This window comes from Cohnella rhizosphaerae, from assembly GCF_029525575.1.
Lineage (GTDB): Bacteria > Bacillota > Bacilli > Paenibacillales > Paenibacillaceae > Cohnella > Cohnella rhizosphaerae.
This window is the reverse complement of record NZ_JAPDIA010000008.1, coordinates 2,001,103-2,016,015: the sequence shown is the minus strand read 5'-3', so window position 1 is coordinate 2,016,015 and position 14,913 is coordinate 2,001,103. Positions and strand designations below refer to the sequence as shown.

Below are 14,913 nucleotides of genomic sequence, written 5' to 3'. Positions count from 1 at the left end.
AAATAAAGCCGTCCGTCATGCACGGCCGCGGTCAAAGGGGATGAAAAAAACCCAAGATTACCTTGGGTTTTTGAAGGGAAGCAGGACGACCTTATTGCCCCATTTTCTTAAATCCGATCAACGTTCTTCCTTGCAGGCTTTCGTTCATTTCTTTGATAATATCCGTGCCGCCGCTTTTCATGAAGTCGTCGACCATTTTGTCCCAGCTGGTCAACGGCAGCTCGCCCATGATCATTTTTACTTGCGCGTCCGAAACCTTTAAGATGGCGTCGGCGCCTTTGTTGCTGTTTAACGTTTCGGAATACCCCATGTACTGGGGATCGACGTACTCTTCGTAGTTCGCGTACTCATTCTCAAGCTGTTTCACGTATTCTTTGAGAAGAGGATTCTGCGTCGTGTCGGAATACTTGTTGTCCAGCACGGAAGGCGCCCACATGTTGCTGTCGGGCAGGTAGGAAGAGACGAGCAGGCCTTGATCCGGCTGCGTGAACGTAGCCGCGCCGTTTTCGAACGTGTAGCCCGCATTCAGCTTGCCGGAACGGAAGTCGAACGTCTCGTTGTCCGGCGTACGTTGGTCGATCGGAATGAACGTACGTCCAAAGTCGACCAGCGACAGGATGCGGTCGATCTTGCCCTCGTCGCCGGCAAGCTTGGCGTTCAGCACCGTAATCCGGTAGTAGCCGCGCTGCGCGGTCAGGCCTTGCGTGCCGTCCGGCGCTTTAAAAGGCGGAATGGAGGAGAATTTCGCGTTCGGCGCGACCGACAGCAAGGAGTTGGCGAGGTTCTCGTCCATGCCGCGAATGCCGCCCATGAAAATGCCTGCTTTGTTGTTGTAAAAGTCGGATTGTCCGACTTCGAAGCTGGCGTTGGCGCCGAAGCCTTTGTTGATGGCGCCTTGCTTGTACAAGTCCGCGAACAACGTTACGTTTTCTTTGCGCGCGTCGGAGATGTAGCCCGGGATCAGATTGCCGTCCTTGTCCTTGTGGTACCAGGTATCTCTATCCCAGTAAGCGCCCATGCCGTAGCCGGGTGCGCCGCCGGGACCCATGACGAGGCCGTAGGTGTCGTTTTTGCCGTTTTTGTCCGGATCGTTCTTGGTGAACGCAATCGCGACTTGCGCAAGTTCGTCGTAAGTGGTCGGCATTTTCAGACCGAGGTTGTCCAACCAATCCTGGCGAATGACCCAGCTCTGCGTCGGCGTATTCGGATAATAGCGCGGAATTCCCCAAATCTTGCCGTCCTTGTTGGTGACGGCCGCCCAGATTTCCGGCGGAACGAGCGCGAGACTCGGATACTTTTCGATATAGTCGTTCAACGGCAGGAACGCGCCTTGCTCGGCCCATTTGTGCAAGGAGCCGGCCGCCAAATATTCCTCGATGCCCATGACGTCGGGCATGTCGCCGCCGGCGATCGTGGTGGACATTTTCTCTTGATAGCCGTCGTAAGGAACGATCGTCGGTTTATAATCGATGTTGAACTTATCGTTCAGAAGCGCTATGGCTTTGCCGTTCGAAGGCGGAATTTTGCCATAGGTGAAATCAAGCATCGAGATGGTGTATTTCTTGCCGGTGTCCGCGCCGCTGGCGCTGGCGCTGCTTGCGGGCGACGCAGCGGAGGCGCTCGCGCTCGGGGAATTTTCCGAGTTGCCGTTGCCCGAAGAACAGGCTGTTGCAACAGCGATCAGGGAGATGAAGGAAAGCGTTGCGATCATTCGATTTTTTTGTCTTTTTCATGGCGGGTTCGTCCCCTTCTTTTGAATTTGGCGTTGCGGCGGCGTTCGCTCGGACGCTGCCCGTCTTCTTTTGTTTCCCTTAGCTTTTGTTTCCCCTAGCTTTAACCTTTAACGGATCCCAGCATCACCCCTTTAGCGAAGTGCTTTTGCAGAAACGGATAGATTACGAGCACGGGCAGCGTCGCCACCAGCACGGCTGCCATTTGAACGGTTTGCGCCGGAGGCGGATCCTTCAACAAGCTGGCTATCAAATTGTTGTCGGGCGGGGATACGATTACGATTTGCCGGAGCACGACCTGAATCGTCCACTTCGTCGTATCGTTAATGTAGAGAATCACGTTGAAGTACGCGTTCCAGGCATCGACGGCATAGAAGAGGGCGAACGCCGCGAGGGCGGGCTTTGACAGCGGGAGCACCAGCTTCGTGAACATTTGAAGCTCATGCGCGCCGTCGATCTTCGAGGCTTCGAATATTTCCTTGGGTAGGTTTTGAAAAAACTGTCGAATGACGATCAAGTTAAACGTGCTGATCGCGCCGGGCAGGATAAGCGCCCAGTAGGTGTCGATCAGATGCAGGTTGCGAACCATCAAATAGCTGGGGATGAGTCCCGGAGAAAACAATAAGGTGAAAATGATCATCCTCAGGATCAGCTTCGAACCGACGAAGGAATGGACGGTAGCGAATGCCATACTGCTGGTCATGAGCAGATTGAATAACGTGATGACCACGGTGAGGCAAGCGCTGACCAACATCGCGCGGCCGAAAACGGGCGTGTCGAAAATATATTCGTACGCGCCCAAATCCCAATGCGATGGCCACAATACGATGTCCTTCTGAATATAATCCTGCATCGTCGAGAAGGAAACGGAGAAAATGTACAGCAGCGGGAAGACCATACACAGCCCGACGACGGACAGCAGCAGGTAATTGATTCCGTCGAACCACCTGTCCGATCTTGTTTTGAAATGCATGGCCAGATACTCCTTTCCTCATGGAATTCGATTAGAACAAACCGTCATTGCCGGACTTTTTTGATGATCCGGTTCGCCGTGAGAACGAGAACAAGACCGACAACGCCCTTGAACAAGCCGACAGCGGTACTGAAGCTGAAATCCCCCTGTTTGATTCCTTTCGTATAGACGTAAGTGTCCAGCACTTCGCCGATATCCCGATTAAACGGGTTAAGCATCAGAAAAATTTGTTCGAAGCCGGTGTCCAGAACCGTTCCGAGACGAAGAATAAGCAGGATCGCAATCGTCGAACCGATGGACGGCACAATGATATGCCAGATCCTTTTCCAGCGGTTAGCGCCGTCGACGATCGCGGCTTCAAGCAGCTCGTGGTTGATGGAGGCGAGCGCCGCCAGGAAGATGATCGTCGACCATCCGGTTTCCTTCCAGATCAGCTCGACGATGACGATGGGTACGAACAAATGCGGATTGGTCATGAAGGATACCCAATCGTAGCCGAAGTACTGGAGCAGTTGATTGATCAGGCCTTCGGGCTTTAGAAAAATCGTCGCGATGCTGACGATGACGACCCAGGAGAAGAAATGGGGCAAATAAATAATGGATTGGATGAGTCTTTTGGTTTTTTCGCGGGCAACCTCGTTTAACATGATCGCAAGCAGGATCGGTGCGGGAAAAACGAAAATGATTTGCATGAGGGAAATAAATAAGGTGTTTCGAAGAATCCGAAGCACCTCGGTATCCTCGAAGATTCGTTTGAAATTGCTGAAGCCGACCCAATCGCTCGCCCACATTCCCTTGAAGGGGTTGTAATCCTGAAACGCAATTACGTTGCCGAATACGGGAATGATCTTGAACAGCAGGAAATAGAGCAAGCCCGGCAGGAGAAGAATAAAAATATAGCGGTCTCTCCAGCTTTTTCGGAGGAGCGTTCGAAAGAAAGTTTTTTGTTGACGGCTACCATCAGCGGCCATTTCCGACGGCATTTTCATCTATCCTTTCCTGGATGATGTATTTCCGGCAGTGCGCGCCAAACCTCTTTTCATAAATACCGTCCGGGGAACGCTCGCCGGCCGCCACGGGGACGTATACGACCGCCGATTCCGGGAGCGGGGCGCCTTTCGGAATCGGCTTCCCCCGATTCGTCGAACCCGGCGATAGCGACCTTCCTCCGCGCTCTCTCCCATTCGTTCACTTGATCGATCGTCCATAAGGCGTATCCGCGTTTTTTGGCGCCGTCCACAACCTCGCGCACGGCCTGTCTGACCGATTCGAAATTGCAAATATGGGCTTGATGAAAAAGAAAATGCGCTACGCCTTCTTCTTTTCCGACGATATCCAGAAAAGGATCGACGAGGCTTGCATCGTATAATTGAGGGTGATTCAAGTCCTGACTCAGAAACCCGATTTCCAGCACGTCGTAAAGTCGGTTCCCTTCGGTGACATCGCTGACGGGAAAGTAGGGATGACAGGTGCCGAACAGGAGACCGGTATTTCCTTTTTTGCTGGGGCCGCGGGTTTGATCGGATTCAATGCCGTTCGACTCGCACCAACGGAACAATTCGCCCCAACCTTCAAAGCGGGTGTAGTGATTTTTATTGGAAGAGATCCGGTCGATGCCCGCCGCATTCCTGAGCCACTCGCTCTGGCTGCGAAAGGCATCTTCGCTCCAGATTCCGCCATCCATCTCCAAAGCGTTATAATGGAGGCTTATATCGTGGCCATCGGCCTTCAATTGCTCATAGATAGCCGGAGAATAACCCGGTTCAAGCATGCACCAGGTCGATCGAATGCCGACCTCCCGAAGCAGCTTCAATGCGGCCGTCGCATGCTCGTCGCGATTCAGATCGCTGTCGTGCGAGATGGCGGCCACGGCCGGGATGCCCGCAGGCCAATAACCCAGGAAAGGGAGCGTCTTTCCCTTCGACAGCGCGATTTCGATCAGATGCCGGACCATGGCCGCCCGCCACCAGTCGGCGTAGGGAAAGGCATAGTAAGGAATGCCCGTGGCGGTCGTCAGACGATCGAATTCCCAATCCATCGCGCAGCGGTCGTCCGCCTTCAACGTGTCGTCCTGAACGGGAATGGATCCGTCGGGCGCCGATGCGCCGTCGTCGTATACAGGACTCGTGCCTTGCTGCAGGGCGACGATCGTGCCGACGATGTCGACCGACCAGCGCTCGAACGTGCCTTCGCCCCAAGGGATGGAGAGCAGCGCCGGACCGGATTCGGCGCCCGATGGGCTGCCGTTGCGCAGCGTGCCGAACGCCTTGTCGCCTCGGACCTGACCGGAGAGCTTGCTCCAACCCGTCGCGGACAGGAATCGAACCGGGGCGGAGCCTTCGGGAAAGACGGCGTAGCCTGCGCCGAGCGGACGTTCCTCGAAATAGCCGAGCTTTTCCGCCATTCCCTTCAGACCGGCGTACGAGACGACGGTGCCTCCGTTTTTCACGTACGTTAGCAGTTTGTCCCGATTGTCCGCGTTTTCGTCGAACAAGGCCGGGATCAGAATATCCGGCTGCCATTCCAAGGCGTCTTCGAGCGAATCGAAGATGCGAAAAGGGATGCGGAGACGGCCCAGCACTTCTTCGACATAGCCTTCGAAGGAGTTGACGCCGTATCTTTCTTTGCGCGTTCGAACCGAGGCATCGGTTAAAATTGCTATTGTGCCCAATTCCACGTGGTGTCACTCCTTTGTGAATCAAAGCATTCGACATTGATGATAGACAATCTAACGTAAATGCGAGATCCCATTTTTTAAATTAGGATAGGTTTAGAACCAATTCCATTATATCATGAAGCGGTTGCCTTGCGTCAATAACGAAATGTCATAAAATTTCACCCCAATAAAAAAAAGAAACCGCTTCATAAATGAACGGTTTCTTTGTAAACGCAAACACCTAACATCGTGTACCAAAAGTCAGATCGGGTCTTACGCATTTCGCAATTTGTCGGTCAGACGCCTTATCGTCTGGGCCGGCGTTTCGAATCCCGCCCAGAACAGGTTCATCTCTTGAACGAGCGTCAGCTCCAGGGTCGGATCGGGCAGCATCTCGTTCATGAAGTACGCAGGCTCCGAATTGGTCTCCGTCAAGCCGAGCGCGCTGCGTTCGCGTTCCGTCCACACTTCTTCGTTCACCTTCGAATAGATGGACAGAAGTTTGGCTTCGCTTGCCATGCGCATCTGATAGTCGGCCCGCATCGCGAATTGGGCGAACTGCTTGGCCAGCGTCGGATTCCCGCTCGTATGCGGAATCATCATGCCGTTGGCGATCGCGAGGTTTCCTTTGACGGCGTCTTTGCTTGCAGGCAGGGGGATAACGGTCACGGGAAACGCGGCGTTGTTCATGCTGGTCGTCAGCGTCGTCGTCAGAAACATGCCAAGGCGGCCCTCGTCGAACAACTGGGCGAGAAGCTCCCAGTCGTTGACCGCCATCACCGGACTTACGCCCTCCCGATAAAGGAGCGATTGAACGAAATCCAGAAAACCGGCCAGCCCTTCGGTGTTCAGCATGCCGGACGGCTCTTGCCGGAACGGGTAGCTGTGCTTCCTGGCGAGAACCGGCCAGCGGTACAGCGATGAAGATAAGCCGAAGCCGTAAATGTCGTTCAGGCCGTCCCCGTTCGAATCCCTTGTCAGCGTTTTGGCCGTCTCGACGAATTGTTCCCAGCTCCATTTTTTATGCGGGAGCTCCAAACCGCTTTCTTCGAACAATTGCGGATTGCACGCGAGGAATACCGGCGAATAAGTGAGCGGGATGGCATACTGTCCGTTCATATGGCCGAAAATTTCCATGAGCTTGTCCTGGGCGATCTCCAGCTCCGGTTCGATATCCTCCAGCGTCAAGAACTTGTCGAGCGGCAAACGCTGCATGTCGATGTCGCTCATGATGACGATGTCCGCGTTGACGCCGAAGCTGGACAAGTCCTGGAGGAAGTCCTCGTTGCCGACGCCCGTGCCGAACTGTCTGAACTCGACGTTCGGATAATGCGCATTGAACATCTCGATCAGAATCGGCAGCGCCTTGTTCACGTAAGAGGAATGCTGCGGACAAATGATGTTGATGACGCTCCCCGCATGCTTGCCGATGTCGAGCTCCTTGCTGACCATCGTGCCGCGACCGACCATCTTGACCAAAAGCCCCTCATTCGTCAGCAGCTCGAGCGCTTGCCGCAGCGAATTGCGGCTAATGTCGTATACCTGGCACAGCTCCTTCTCCGGAAGCAGGAACTGGCCCGGCTTCAGATGGCCGGACAGAATCTCCGTCCGCAGCTTTCCCGCCAGCTCGATATATCGAAATTCCTTCTTGATCACAAAACCCCTCCATAAGGTGAACGAACCAGAAATTAGCTTCCTATTATTATTATAACGCCTGGCGTCATGTTGGTATAGGTTTGGTACAATTGTCGTTGACACCGTTTGAAAAAGGGTGCTATAGTTGAGTGCGTTCAGTCGCATAAATAATCGTTTTGTATTCAGAAAATAATTGCTGGAGGAATGGGCCGTGAAAGGTAACATACCCGTCATACCGACGCCGTTCGATAATGGCAAAATCGACTACGAAGGCTTTGAAAATTTGATTCGGCATACGTCCGACTACGTAGAAGGCTACGTCATCGGAGGGAGCACGGGCGAATCTCCCGCATTATCCGCCGAAGAGCGCATCGAGATCGCCGAATATTTCGGCAAGCGTCTGCCGAACAAGCATATCGTCATCGGCCTTGGACATACGAACCTGGAGGAAGCGTCGAGAATCGGCAAGGCGGCTGCACATGCAGGCATCCGGACCGCGCTTGTGCCCAGCCCTTATTATTTCCCGAATTCGCTGGATATGGTGAAGGCGTACATTGGGAGCCTGGCGGAGAAAACGGGCCTGCAGATCGTCTTCTACGACAATCCGGTCACGACCAAGACGTTCTACACGGCGCAGCAGTTGATAGAGCTCGCCGCAGCCGTTCCGGCGATCAAAGCGGTCAAGATGACCGACCATAACATGGGCAAAATCAGGTCGCTCAAGAAAAACACCGAGCTTGCCGTATTCGGCGGAGACGACATCATCGCCTATCGCGCGATCGAAGCGGGCGTCGACGGAAATATGATTATCGCGCCGATTATCTTCCCGAAGGCATTCAAGGAGAGCTGGGATTTGCACCGGGCCGGCAAGCGCGAAGAGAGCTTCGCCCTTTTCTCCAAAGCGATACTGCCGTTCATCCATATGTTCGGTCCCGGGGACGAGATTCCGACGACCAAAGCGCTCTACAAGCATCTCGGTCTGTTCAAGAGCGCCGAGACGCGGCTTCCTTTGCTGCCGTCCGACGAACATCGCATAAGCGAGACGCTGCTGGGCTATAACTTCGGCTTGTCCCAAATCTAAGCGCGGCCGATCCAATTTAGGAAAGGAGGGGACTTGCATGAAGAAGTGGCTGGACTTGACCGGCAAGCTGGAAAACGGCATGTGGAACTACGGCGCTCCGTTCCCCGAGATTGCCGTGGAAAAGGTTGCGAATGCGGCGGAGGACGGCTATGAAGGCCACGCCTTTCGCCTCCATTCCCTTGCGGGGACCTATCTGGAGACGGCGAACCACCTGTTCGCCGACCGGGAGCTGCTCGGCGACGTCGGCCTCGATCGCCTCGCGATGAGAGCATGGGTCGCGCAGCTGCCCGACAAGCGGCCGTACGAAACGATTGGGGCCGCCGAGCTGGAGCGGGCAGTCGGATCGGTGCTGGAGCCTGGCGACGCGCTGCTGATCGCGACCGGCTGGGATTCGCGCTGGAACCTTCCCGGCTACACGGAGTCGAGTCCTTACTTCGAATCCGAGGCGATGGATTGGATTATCGAGCGCGACGTCGGCTTGCTTGGCATGGACATCACGTCGATCGAAGATCCGCGCCTCCCCGGCGGGGAGATGCCGATGCTCAAGCGTTACTATGCCAAGGACCGTCTGATGGCCGCGCCGCTCGTCCGGCTGCGGGAAGCGGGCGAGGGGCCGTGGACGCTTATGGTGCTGCCGCTCAACATTCCGGATGTATGCGCCGCCCCGTGCCGGGCGATTTTGTTTCAGCCGTAGCGGCGAAAAGCAGGAGACGTTCGAGCCGGGCGGCTCTTTCTTTTTAAGGATCGGCAGGTCACTGAGAATGCGACGGGGGGGCGCCGTATGAGCAATGCTACCGTGAAAGAAAACAGGCTCGAAGGCACGCTGGATTGGCAAGTGACGCGATTCATCCACGAATATCCGGAAACGACGATCGGTATGCTTTATCCGCTGACCCGGGGGCTGCGGTCTCCGGCCATCGAAGGATTCGCTTCGGCCGCGAGCGTATACCCGGGCGAGCGGATCGACTTCATGGTCAGTCTGCACCCGGCCGGCGCTTATACGATCGATATTTATCGGTTGGGCTATTACGGGGGCAAGGGCGGCCGGCACGTTAGGCAGATCGGACCGCTGGGCGGCTCTCCGCAGCCGATGCCGATGGAGACGATCGAGCGGCTTCGGGAATGCGAGTGGGAGACCGGAGCGTCGCTTGTCGTGCCGGACGATTGGCCGAGCGGCGTCTATCTGGCCAAGCTGTCGAGAGAGGAACCTCAGCAAGCGCAAAGCTACATGATTTTCGTGGTGAAACGAAGAGGACCTGCGGACATCGTCGTTCAAGTGAGCGATCTTACCTGGCAGGCGTATAACAAATGGCCGGGGATCAACTCGCTGTACGACGACGGCACGCCGTATTTGTGGTATCAAGGGCCGAACGTGCGCGTGAGCTTCAATCGTCCGTATTCCAAATATGCCCAGATCGTGGATTCGCCGATGTCCTGCGGATCGGGACAATTCCTGCTGTGGGAGTTCCCGCTTGCGTATTGGCTCGAGGCGGAAGGCTACGACGTGGCGTACTGCTCGAACTTGGATCTGCACGAGGAAGCCGATTGGGCCGGGAAGTGCCGGGTATTCATCTCCGTCGGGCATGACGAATACTGGACCCGCCGGATGTACGACCACGCCGCGGCCGCGCGTGACGAAGGCGTCAGCCTGCTCTTTCTGTCCGGCAACGCCTTGTGCCACGAGATCGTGACTTACGGAGAAGAAGGCAAGCCGTTCCGGTCCTTCGCCAGACACAAGCGATTCCACGACGAGCATGAGCTGATGGGTTCTTCGACGTTCGGCTCGGCCTATGGCGACTGGACGGTCGCCAGGCCGGAGCATTGGATGTTCGAAGGCACGGGGATGAAGAAGGGAGACGCGATCCCGGGACTGGTCGGCTGGGAGTACCACGGGGCGCCGTTCAAGGAGATCGAAGGTCTCGAGGTCGTGGCGGAGAGCCGCCTGTTCCGTATACCGGATCCGGACGACGACAAGCTTGCGAAGCCGGAGCACGGCATTCACGGCGCGGTCATCTATCCGGGACCCAGAGGCAACTGGGTATTCAATGCGGGAACGATCTGGTGGGCGAACGGGCTCAGCAGTCCTCCGGGCCACATCCCGGCGTCGGGGACCTTCGGCCGGACGCAAGGGGTGGACGCCAGGGTGCAGACGATCACCCGCAATCTGCTGTCCGAATGTCTGAAGGGCAAGAGAAAGCCCGATTAATCGTCAGGCAAGCCGGCGCTAGCGAGGACGCTCTTGCCTTTCGTCCGAATAGCCGAGCTTGCCGGATATGGCCGACGCCTTCTCTTGAAGAAGCTTGCCGAAGGCGTCGAAGGAAATGCTCGGCAGCTCGCTTCTCAGCGCGGTAATCCCGATCGCTCCCGCCGTTTTCCCGCTATGGTCGAAGATCGGCGCGGCGATGCAGCGGATGCCGGCTTCGCCTTCCTCGTCTTCGATGGCGTAGCCCTTCTCCCGCACGCTGGCCAGGAACGCCTTGAAGACCGAAGCCGAGGTCATCGTATGCTCCGTCGTTTTGGGCATGCCGTGCATCGCGATGGCATGCGTCAACCGCTCGTCGGTCATATAGGCGGCGAGCGCCTTGCCTACGCCCGAGTTATGCAGCATTTGGGTTTGTCCGATCTGGGTGGAAAATTGGACGAAGCCGGGTCCGTTCACTTTATCGATGTAGCGCGCCTTATCGTTTTCCAGAACGGCCAGGTGGACGGTGAACTTCAGCTTGCTGCGCGATCGCTTCCATCTCGGGTCTGGCCGCCTGGCGGATATCCAGCTTGGAGAGCCTCTCCATGCCGACGTTGTAAAGCTTCAAGGTCAATTGATATTTGCCGGCTTCGGCCCTTGCGACATAGCCGAGGTTCTCCAGCTCGCTCAGGATCGTAAAGATCGAGGACTTCGGCAATCCGCTTCGCTCGTAAATGTCCGTGATGCCGAGCGCATCTCTGGAGGCTGCCAGCATCTCGATAATCGCCATTCCTTTCGCTAAAGCGGGGACGCTGTACTTGTTTTTCATACGCAACACCTTTTCAATATACTGAAAAATTTGTTCAAATCATTAAAACATATTTCGCAAACGGTCGCAATATACGAAACGATTTTCGTAAAAATGATTCTTTAGACCCGGAAGTTTGGTCTGCTTTTCGCGTCGAAATTCAATTCATTGTCTAAAATTTTTACTATCTGAAAATGTTGGGGTGGTTTGGAGTGGAATTCAAATTTATCGGAGATCTGGAAGGGCTGGAAACGGGACTTCGCGAGCTGGCCGCCGAAGCGGGCGTTACGCTGTCGGACGAAGGAAGAGCGGTCGAGGTGATCCGCCATGACGAAAATCGCATTGTCGTGGAGGCGAAGGAAGGCAGCCTGCGAATCGCGTTCGGACGGAAAATTCACTTCTTCCGGGCGGTCGGCCTGCTGGTCGCGGGGCTTCGAGAAAACGGCGAGTTCCGCATCGAAGAGGTGCCTCAGTTCGATATGAACGGCCCGATGTTCGACGTCTCCCAGGGCGGCGCGGTCATCCGCACCGCTTCCGTCAAGGCATTTCTGCGTAAAATGGCGCTCATGGGGCTCGACATGATCATGCTGTACGCGGAGGACAGCTTCGACGTGGCCGGCCAGCCGTACTTCGGCTACATGAGAGGACGCTACACGCAGGATGAGATCAAGGAAATGGACGATTACGCAGATCTGTTCGGCATCGAGATGATTCCCTGCATCCAGACGCTCAGCCATCTGGCGGACGTGCTTAAATGGAACGCCTTCGCCGATATCCGCGACGACCATGAGACGATGCTGGTCGGCTACGATCGGACGTACGAATTCATTGAACAGATGATCGCGGCGGCGGCGGCTCCCGTCCGGACGAAGCGCATCCATATCGGGATGGACGAAGCCTGGAAGCTCGGTCTCGGCAACTATTTGTCGAAGAACGGCCTGCGTTCCAAGTTCGACATTATGAACGACCACCTCAAACGGGTCATGGAGATCGTCGAGCGGCACGGCCTCGTGCCGATGATGTGGAGCGACATGTACTTCCGCGCCGGCTCGGAGACGGGCGACTACTACGACGTCGACGGCGTCATTTCCGACGAAGTGATCGCCGGCATGCCCCAAAATATGCAATACGTCTATTGGGACTATTACCACTACGACGAAGCTTTTTATACCGACTTCGTCCAACGGCACAAACGCTTCGGCTCGACCCCGATCTTCGCGGGCGGCATCTGGAACTGGAAGGGCTTCGTTCTGAACTACGGCGCGACGTTCGATTCGACGAACGCGGCGCTGAACGTGTGCAAGCGCGAGGGCGTGCGCGAAGTGATCGCCACCCTGTGGGGCGACGACGGCACCGAATGCGACTGGTTCTCCGCGCTGCTCGGCCTGCAGCTGTTCGCGGAGCACGGCTATGCGGCGGAGCTCGACGAGGACAAGCTTCGCCGGCGCTTCCACTACTGCACGGGCGCGCACATGGACGACTTCATGGCGATCAAGAACATCGACGAACCGCCGGGCATCAAGCCGGGCAACCTGGAGACCTACAACCCTTCTCGCTACATGCTCTGGCAGAACGTCATGATGGGGCTGTTCGACGCCAATATTCGCGGCCTGGAAGTCGCCGAACACTACGCCGGCCTGGAGAAGGAGATGGCGCTGTACAAGACCCGCAACGGGGAGTACGGCTTCGTGTTCGAAGTGCTGGAGCGGCTGTGCGCCGTGCTCGCGCTCAAAGCGGACGCCGGCATCCGGATCACGGACGCTTATCTGGCAGGGGACAAGGCTGCGCTGTCGCGTATGGCGCAGGAGACGCTGCCGGAGATCCGGACGCGGGTGGAGAAGCTCCGGGATTATCATATCGAGCGCTGGCATATCGTCAACAAGGCGTTCGGCTGGGATATTATCGACCTGCGCTACGGCGGACTGCTCGCCAGCCTGTCCACGGCGATCGCGCGCATCGCCTCGTTCGTGGAGGGCCGCGCCGAACGCCTCGAAGAGCTTGAAGAGCAGCGGCTGCCGTTCCAGAGCCAGGAAGGCCTCGTGGATTGTTATCTGTACAAGCATATGCCGACGCCGAGCCGCATCTCTCAATAAAGGCCGTGTCCGGAAAGGAAGGCGACAGCCATGAAGGGGAACGAACAGCTGCCGGCATCGATCCGGCGGTGGATCGCGTCGAATCGCGATCGGATGACCGACCTGCTTCTCGAGCTTGTTCGGCACGATACGGTGAATCGGGTCGTCGACGGGACGGAGCGGGAGTGCCAGCATACGCTCCATGCCAGGCTGCAGGAGCTCGGCCTGGCGTCGGAGCTGTACAGCCCCGAAGAGGTGCCTGGCTTCCGCGAGCATCCCGCCTATTATCCGGGCAAGGACTACGGCAACAGGCCGAACGTTAGCGCGGTATGGAAGGGGAAGGGCGGCGGACGTTCGCTGCTTTTCTCCAGCCATATCGACACGGCGGCCGTCGCGCCGGGCTGGGAGACCGATCCGCATGCGCCGTATATCGACAGCAACAAGCTGTACGGTCTCGGCGCTTACGATATGAAGGGCGGTCTCGTCGCCTCGATCATGGCGGTGCGCTGCCTGCAGGAGCTTGGCATCGAATTGCAAGGCGACGTCCGCATCGAGTCGGTCGTCGACGAGGAGTTCGGCGGCGCGAACGGCACGGTAGCCGGGCGGGCGCGCGGCGACCATGCCGACGCCGTCATCATTCCCGAGCCGACGAATCTCGCGCTGTACGCGGCGACGCGGGGCGGCGCGCTATGGCGCGTCACGTTCCGGGGGACGACGGGGCTGTCGTTCAACGGCGAGGAAGTGCGGAATCCGGCCAACGACGCCGCGCGGTTTATCGTGTTCCTGGAGCAGCATGAACGGGAGCGGGCGAAGCGGACGGGACCGGCTCCATGGTACGCGCATTCGAAGGATACGCTGCCGATTATCGTCACCCGGCTGGAAGCCGGCGATATGGGCTCGCCCCTGTGCGACGTCGGCCCCGTCGAATGCCATGTCGATATTTGGGTCGAATGTTATCCCGGCGTGGACGAGGACGGGCTGCGCGAGGAGCTGCTCGCCGGCTATGAGCGCTTCTGCGGCCGCAGCTACGAGCAAGGGCTGCAGAAGCCGGCGTTCGCCAGAATGATCCGCTTCCTGCCGGGCAGCGAGGTCGATCCCGGCTTCCCGCTGCTGCCGCTGCTGGCCGACGAGATCGAGGCGGCCACGGGGCGGCCGGCCGAGGTGACCGGCTCGCCGTTCGCCTGCGATGCCTTCGTATTCAACGCGTACAGCCCGTCGAAGGCGCTGATTCTCGGACCGTCGGGCGGCAACGCGCACGCGCCGGGCGAGTTCGTCGAGCTGGACAGTCTCGACGCGCTGACGGAAATTTATGCGAAAACGATCGTCAGTTGGTGCGGATTGTCGTCGTAAAAAAACGGAGTACATTCATCGGACAGGAGGAGAGCGCGTGAGACAAGCAGTGAGCACGAATCAGGCATCGATCGGCAGCGGTCCGTATTCCCAGGGCATCGCGGTCGGCCATATGCTGTTCGTATCGGGACAGGGACCGCTGGATGCGGAGGGCGAGATCGTGCCGGGAGACATCGAAGCCGAGACGAGGCTGACGATGGACAATGTCAAGGCAATCGTCGAGGCCGGCGGCTACACGATGGACGACGTCGTCAAGGTGAGCGTCTACTTGGCCAGCCTGGCGGATTTTAACCGCTTCAATGCGGTGTACGTGTCGTACTTCGATGCGCCGTATCCGGCACGGACCTGCGTCGAAGCCGGACTGGACGGCATCAAGGTCGAGATCGACGCGATCGTATGCAAGCAAAGCTAAGGAGAGGAGCGGGC

Annotated in this window: 14 protein-coding genes; 7 read left to right on the top strand and 7 right to left on the bottom strand. The window is 57.2% G+C overall.

The features are described from left to right. Positions 1-91: 91 nt before the first annotated feature. Positions 92-1,546, bottom strand: a complete 1,455-nt coding sequence (locus tag OMP40_RS33030; RefSeq protein ID WP_277537619.1) for an extracellular solute-binding protein — start codon at positions 1,544-1,546, stop codon at positions 92-94. A gap of 16 nt (positions 1,547-1,562) precedes the next feature. Here OMP40_RS33030 and OMP40_RS33025 point away from each other — a divergent pair, with 16 nt between their 5' ends. After that, positions 1,563-1,757, top strand: a complete 195-nt coding sequence (locus OMP40_RS33025) for a hypothetical protein (RefSeq protein ID WP_277537616.1) — start codon at positions 1,563-1,565, stop codon at positions 1,755-1,757. Between the two features lie 76 nt (positions 1,758-1,833). Here OMP40_RS33025 and OMP40_RS33020 read toward each other — a convergent pair whose 3' ends face one another. From OMP40_RS33020 to OMP40_RS33005, 4 genes are all read right to left on the bottom strand, one after another. After that, positions 1,834-2,703 carry a carbohydrate ABC transporter permease gene (locus OMP40_RS33020; protein WP_277537614.1) on the bottom strand — a complete coding sequence of 290 codons (870 nt, stop codon included), beginning with the start codon at positions 2,701-2,703 and terminating at the stop codon, positions 1,834-1,836. A gap of 44 nt (positions 2,704-2,747) precedes the next feature. Continuing rightward, on the bottom strand, positions 2,748-3,686 hold the full coding sequence (locus OMP40_RS33015) for an ABC transporter permease (RefSeq protein WP_277537612.1): 939 nt from the start codon (positions 3,684-3,686) through the stop codon (positions 2,748-2,750). A gap of 56 nt (positions 3,687-3,742) precedes the next feature. Next, complete coding sequence (locus OMP40_RS33010) at positions 3,743-5,380, bottom strand: polysaccharide deacetylase family protein (RefSeq protein ID WP_277537610.1); 1,638 nt, start codon at positions 5,378-5,380, stop codon at positions 3,743-3,745. A 252-nt stretch (positions 5,381-5,632) separates the two neighbouring features. Continuing rightward, positions 5,633-7,015: an extracellular solute-binding protein gene (locus OMP40_RS33005; protein WP_277537606.1), complete on the bottom strand. Its 1,383-nt coding sequence runs from the start codon at positions 7,013-7,015 to the stop codon at positions 5,633-5,635. A gap of 190 nt (positions 7,016-7,205) precedes the next feature. Between OMP40_RS33005 and OMP40_RS33000 the strand changes: the two genes are divergently transcribed. The 3 genes from OMP40_RS33000 to OMP40_RS32990 all read left to right on the top strand — a co-directional run bounded on the left by OMP40_RS33000 (position 7,206) and on the right by OMP40_RS32990 (position 10,281). Continuing rightward, positions 7,206-8,075, top strand: coding sequence for a dihydrodipicolinate synthase family protein (locus tag OMP40_RS33000; protein ID WP_277537604.1), 870 nt, complete (start codon positions 7,206-7,208; stop codon positions 8,073-8,075). A gap of 37 nt (positions 8,076-8,112) precedes the next feature. Then, positions 8,113-8,769, top strand: coding sequence for a cyclase family protein (locus tag OMP40_RS32995; protein ID WP_277537603.1), 657 nt, complete (start codon positions 8,113-8,115; stop codon positions 8,767-8,769). 87 nt (positions 8,770-8,856) lie between these two features. After that, the gene (locus OMP40_RS32990; RefSeq protein WP_277537601.1) at positions 8,857-10,281 is read left to right on the top strand and encodes a N,N-dimethylformamidase beta subunit family domain-containing protein; all 1,425 of its coding nucleotides are present in this window, start codon (positions 8,857-8,859) and stop codon (positions 10,279-10,281) included. Positions 10,282-10,299: 18 nt separating this feature from the next. Here OMP40_RS32990 and OMP40_RS32985 read toward each other — a convergent pair whose 3' ends face one another. Then, positions 10,300-10,767 (bottom strand): IclR family transcriptional regulator, encoded by a 468-nt coding sequence (locus tag OMP40_RS32985; RefSeq protein WP_420872103.1) that lies wholly within the window; start codon positions 10,765-10,767, stop codon positions 10,300-10,302. After that, positions 10,754-11,086, bottom strand: coding sequence for an IclR family transcriptional regulator (locus OMP40_RS32980; RefSeq protein WP_277537598.1), 333 nt, complete (start codon positions 11,084-11,086; stop codon positions 10,754-10,756). The genes OMP40_RS32985 and OMP40_RS32980 overlap by 14 nt, the downstream gene beginning before the upstream one ends. 191 nt (positions 11,087-11,277) lie before the next feature. Here OMP40_RS32980 and OMP40_RS32975 point away from each other — a divergent pair, with 191 nt between their 5' ends. Genes OMP40_RS32975 through OMP40_RS32965 form a run of 3 tightly spaced genes read left to right on the top strand, consistent with a single transcriptional unit; the run spans position 11,278 to position 14,899 of the window. Further along, positions 11,278-13,158, top strand: coding sequence for a beta-N-acetylhexosaminidase (locus OMP40_RS32975; RefSeq protein ID WP_277537596.1), 1,881 nt, complete (start codon positions 11,278-11,280; stop codon positions 13,156-13,158). 30 nt (positions 13,159-13,188) lie between these two features. Continuing rightward, positions 13,189-14,487, top strand: a complete 1,299-nt coding sequence (locus OMP40_RS32970; protein ID WP_277537594.1) for a M20 family metallopeptidase — start codon at positions 13,189-13,191, stop codon at positions 14,485-14,487. Between the two features lie 37 nt (positions 14,488-14,524). Beyond that, a complete protein-coding gene (locus OMP40_RS32965) occupies positions 14,525-14,899 on the top strand; it encodes a Rid family detoxifying hydrolase (RefSeq protein ID WP_277537591.1) in 375 nt (124 codons plus the stop codon). The last annotated feature ends 14 nt before the right edge of the window (positions 14,900-14,913 follow it).

Bases quoted from the DNA above. Each gene is read 5' to 3' on its own strand.
- OMP40_RS33020 (WP_277537614.1), bottom strand. From the start codon at position 2,703: ATGCATTTCAAAACAAGATCGGACAGGTGGTTCGACGGAATCAATTAC.
- OMP40_RS33030 (WP_277537619.1), bottom strand. From the start codon at position 1,546: ATGCTTGATTTCACCTATGGCAAAATTCCGCCTTCGAACGGCAAAGCC.
- OMP40_RS33015 (WP_277537612.1), bottom strand. From the start codon at position 3,686: ATGCCGTCGGAAATGGCCGCTGATGGTAGCCGTCAACAAAAAACTTTC.
- OMP40_RS32970 (WP_277537594.1), top strand. From the start codon at position 13,189: ATGAAGGGGAACGAACAGCTGCCGGCATCGATCCGGCGGTGGATCGCG.
- OMP40_RS32990 (WP_277537601.1), top strand. From the start codon at position 8,857: ATGAGCAATGCTACCGTGAAAGAAAACAGGCTCGAAGGCACGCTGGAT.
- OMP40_RS32995 (WP_277537603.1), top strand. From the start codon at position 8,113: ATGAAGAAGTGGCTGGACTTGACCGGCAAGCTGGAAAACGGCATGTGG.
- OMP40_RS32980 (WP_277537598.1), bottom strand. From the start codon at position 11,086: ATGAAAAACAAGTACAGCGTCCCCGCTTTAGCGAAAGGAATGGCGATT.